The sequence below is a fragment of the Deltaproteobacteria bacterium genome (assembly GCA_016210005.1).
In the GTDB taxonomy this organism is placed as follows: domain Bacteria; phylum Desulfobacterota; class Binatia; order HRBIN30; family JACQVA1; genus JACQVA1.
Genome location: JACQVA010000245.1, coordinates 1 through 3,804 on the forward strand (window position 1 = coordinate 1; position 3,804 = coordinate 3,804).

Annotated in this window: 4 protein-coding genes; 2 read left to right on the top strand and 2 right to left on the bottom strand. The window is 65.5% G+C overall.

Going from position 1 to position 3,804, the window contains the following annotated elements:
• Positions 1 to 174 precede the first annotated feature (174 nt).
• The gene (locus HY699_23000; protein MBI4518674.1) at positions 175 to 1,569 is read right to left on the bottom strand and encodes an FAD-dependent oxidoreductase; all 1,395 of its coding nucleotides are present in this window, start codon (positions 1,567 to 1,569) and stop codon (positions 175 to 177) included.
• Positions 1,570 to 1,643: 74 nt separating this feature from the next.
• The gene (locus HY699_23005; GenBank protein ID MBI4518675.1) at positions 1,644 to 2,075 is read right to left on the bottom strand and encodes a nuclear transport factor 2 family protein; all 432 of its coding nucleotides are present in this window, start codon (positions 2,073 to 2,075) and stop codon (positions 1,644 to 1,646) included.
• Positions 2,076 to 2,235: 160 nt separating this feature from the next.
• Between HY699_23005 and HY699_23010 the strand changes: the two genes are divergently transcribed.
• Together HY699_23010 and HY699_23015 are read left to right on the top strand one after the other, a co-directional pair.
• A complete protein-coding gene (locus HY699_23010) occupies positions 2,236 to 2,646 on the top strand; it encodes a universal stress protein (protein MBI4518676.1) in 411 nt (136 codons plus the stop codon).
• 115 nt (positions 2,647 to 2,761) lie between these two features.
• Entirely contained in the window at positions 2,762 to 3,649 is an 888-nt protein-coding gene (locus HY699_23015; GenBank protein MBI4518677.1) for a phosphatase PAP2 family protein, read from the top strand.
• Positions 3,650 to 3,804 lie beyond the last annotated feature (155 nt).

Here is a 3,804-nt window from a genome sequence, read left to right on the forward strand (position 1 = left end):
CCAGGATGTAAACGCAGAACTGCTTGTCCATAGCGCCAAACGCCAAACTGGATTCCCGCTTTCGCGGGAATGACGGCCCGCTTTCGCGGGAATGACGGCCATAACACCGAACCACGTTACCCACAAATTTGTCGCGCACCCGCGGCCATCGCTCTCCCCGAAGTGAACGCGGGCCTACCGCCCTTCCAACCGCAGGATCGACTTGCCGGTGAACAGGCCCGTGCTGGCGGCGGCGTCGACCGTCATGCTCCACTGCGGCTCGACGCAATCGCCGACGAAGAACAGGTTCTTCACTGACTGTGAGCGGTAGGGGATCTTCTTGTACCACGTGTGCTGGTAGTGCCAGAGCGGGTAGTGCGAGGCGTAGTGCTTGGCTACCACCGCTTTCTTGTAGCCGGGGAAGACCTCGTCGATGATGTCGTCGATCTCGCTCTTGAGCGTCTGCCGCACGCGTTCGCGCTCGCGCGGGTCGAGCGGCAGGACGCGGCTGGCGAAAATCAACTGCTTGCCCTCCGGCGCATTCCACGGGAACGCGTTGGAGAGGCTCCAGATCATCAGCAGGTTGCTGCCGGTCTTGGGGTCGACGACCGACACCGGATGCGTCTCGGCGGTGATCGGCCGGTCCAACTCGGCGTAGATCGTGAAGTCGTGAAACGGCACCGCTGTGTAGGCGTCGATCGGCCGCTGCACCTCCGGCGGCAGGCTGCGGAAAATCGACGGGATCTGCGCGAAGTTGGCGTTGACGACGACCTTGTTCGCGCGCACCTCCCGGGTTTCACCCGTCGTGGTCTTGACGACCACGCCTTTGGCGATGTCGTTCTCGACGAGCACCTCGGTGACCTCGGTGCCGAGAAACAGCTCGCCGCCGTTGCGCCTCATCGAGTCGGCGAACGGGCGAACCAGCCCTTCGACGTGGTTCGGTTTGAAGGCGACGCAGTGCGCCTCGCTCATCCACCAGAACCGGAACGTGCTTAGCAAGCCGCCGGCGGAGAGATGCTGCATCGCCTCCTCGGCCTCGCACATGGTCGAGTTGGCGGCGATCGAGGCGAAGAAGCCGATCACCTGCGGATCGGTGCTGAGCTTGTCCTTGAAGTCGGAGAACGGAATGCACGACAGCGGTTCCCGGAACAGCTCCTGGTACGGTATCGCGGCAGCGTAGTTGAAGGCCTGGCTGAATGCCCGCTTGGTGGCGGCCGACAACGGTTGGGGGAAGAGGCTGTCGTAGTAACTGATCAGCGCCGACGCCGAGGCGCAGCGCGGCGCGATCTGAAATCTCATGCCGGTGCCGCGATAGTAGAGGCAGGGCTCGGGGACTTCGTAGAAGCGTACGTCCGCATCGACCTCCCGGGCGGCGCGATACCAGGCGCCGCCGCCCCAGCCTTGGCCGAATGCCACCCAGTGCTCGAAGCCGGTGAACCCCGGCGAGGTCTGGTCCAGCTTGATCCGCCCGCCGACCTCGTCCTCCTTCTCGAACATCGCGGTGGCGAGACCACCGGCAGCCGTGCATGCGCCGCAGACCACGCCGCCGATGCCGGCGCCGACAACGATGACATCGTACTGTGCCTTCATAAGGGCCTCCGCAAGTGCTGGGGCAGGCGAGCGTACCGGCCGCGGAAGTTCATCCCACCGGTTATGCCCCCGATCTAAGCTTGTATGCCGTCCCGCCGGGCGGCGCTCCACTCCAGCAGCAGCTTCTCCAGCTCACGGGCGTTGTAGATGTCCTCTTGATACGAGAACGCGCCGTTGCCCGCGTACTCCATCACGGTGATGCCGCCAAACTCGTAGTATGTACCGTCGGGCCGCTGGCCGGGGAGGCGGTTCTGCCACTTGTGCACGATGCGGTGGCCGTCGACGGCGAGCCACTCCACCGGAAAGGTCCAACCGTGGCACTGCTCCATTACCGGCACCAGCCAGGCCAGAATCGCTTGCCGCCCGCGAAAGGTGCCGCAGTGATGCTCGACGTAGACCGCGTCTTCGGTGAACGTTTGTCCAAAGCCGTCCCAGTCGTCACGGTCCTGGAGTTCCATGCGCCGCCGCCAGGCCGCCTCGATCTCTTCGCGAGGGAATGACACCATGCTCGTCCTCTTACCCGGGCCAGTGTCACTCAGCTGCGCTGAAAAGACAACCGTGGCGCCCTGGAGCAGGAGCACCGCCGGCATATTTGCGGCCGCAGCCGGGCTCCGGTAGTGTGTCGGCAGCGGAGGTCGAGAGGTGGTACGGCGGATATTGGTGCCAATGGATTTTCATCCCCCGGGCGAAGCGGCGTTGGCGTGGGCCGCGCGTTTGGTGCAGCAGGTTGGCGGCACGTTGGAGGTGTTGCACGTGGTGCCGCGCCTGCATCAGCTCGACCCGTTCTTCCGCGCCGGGTCGCTGCCGGCTGCCACCGTGGCGGGCATTCGCGCGCGAGCCAGGGCCCGGGTGGCGGATTTGCTCAAGCGGCGCGTGCACTACCGCGTGCACGTGATCGAGGGCGAGCCGGCTGCCTGCATCGTGGAACGCGCGGTGGGTCTGCGAGTAGAACTGATAGTAATCGGCACCCGCGCCCGCCGCGGAGCGGCTCAGTTTCTTTTCGGGAGCGTGGCGCAGAAGGTGATCCAGCATGCGCCGGTGCCGGTGGTGACTATCCGCTGCCCGCGACCGGGATAGCTGCATGTGAGGGAGCGAACCGATGCGCCGGTGGCAGCAATGAAGCTCGGAGGCAGCCGCGCTACGGCGCTCGGGGGCCGGCTCGGCGGGCGGCATTGTTAGTCTGCGAGCTCCGATGAAGCTCAATGCCGCCGACAACTTGTCATTGCTCTTCATCGCCGGCCTTGCCGGCTTGGTGCTGGCCTGCCACACCGCGCTGGGGGTCACGGCCGGCCTGCTGCTGGCGGTACAGGCGTCGTTGGCGGCCGCGGTTTTCGCCGCCGGCTGGTGGGCGACACGCTCGCCGTTGGGGGAGATGGCGCATGCCTTCTCACCGGTGCTGTTGATTCCCGTGCTGTTCAACAGCTTGGGGGCGATCATCGACTGCATCAACCCGCAGCGCTGGGATGACGCCTTCGCCCGCCTCGATGGCCGGCTTTTTGGCGACCTTGCGGGCACCTGGCAGCAGGCACTCGGCCGGCCGTGGTGGCTGACCGATCTCGCCTACGTTGTCTACGTCAGCTACTACGTCTTGCCCGTGGTGCTGGGCGCGGTGCTCTACCGCCGGTGCCGGCGCCCGGCCTTCGATGAACTGGTGTTCGGCGCGCTCAGCTGCTTCTACCTCTCGTACGTGGGCTACCTGCTGTTCCCCACGCTCGGTCCACGGGTCGCGATTGATGCCGAGCCGGCCGTGCTGGGCGGCAGCGTGGTGAGCGAGGGCGTGCGGCTCTTCTTGCATTTCGCCGAACGCACCACCACCGACGCCTTCCCGAGCGGCCACACCGCGGTGTCACTGGTGTGCTGGTACATGGCCTGGCAGCTGCTGCCGCGGTGGCGCGGGCTGGTGACGCTGTGGGTGGCGGGCATCATCTTCACCACAGTGTACTTGCACTACCATTACGTCGTCGACGTGGTCGCCGGCGCGGGGCTTGGTGCGGTCACACCGCTATGCGCGCGCGGCCTGCGCCGGCTCTGCGAGCCGCGGTTGGTGCGCCGTTGGGTGGCGCAACGCTGGCCGTACTAAGTGCCTCCACTACATGGGGTGCGCGACAAATTTGTGGGTAACGTGGTTCGGTGTTATGGCCGTCATTCCCGCGAAAGCGGGAATCCAGTTTGGCGTTTGGCGCTATGGACAAGCAGTTCTGCGTTTACATCCTGGCCAGCAAACGGAACGGCACG

Coding starts and splice junctions, on each gene's coding strand:
- HY699_23000 (MBI4518674.1), bottom strand. CDS start 1,569: ATGAAGGCACAGTACGATGTCATCGTTGTCGGCGCCGGCATCGGCGGC.
- HY699_23005 (MBI4518675.1), bottom strand. CDS start 2,075: ATGGTGTCATTCCCTCGCGAAGAGATCGAGGCGGCCTGGCGGCGGCGC.
- HY699_23010 (MBI4518676.1), top strand. CDS start 2,236: ATGGATTTTCATCCCCCGGGCGAAGCGGCGTTGGCGTGGGCCGCGCGT.
- HY699_23015 (MBI4518677.1), top strand. CDS start 2,762: ATGAAGCTCAATGCCGCCGACAACTTGTCATTGCTCTTCATCGCCGGC.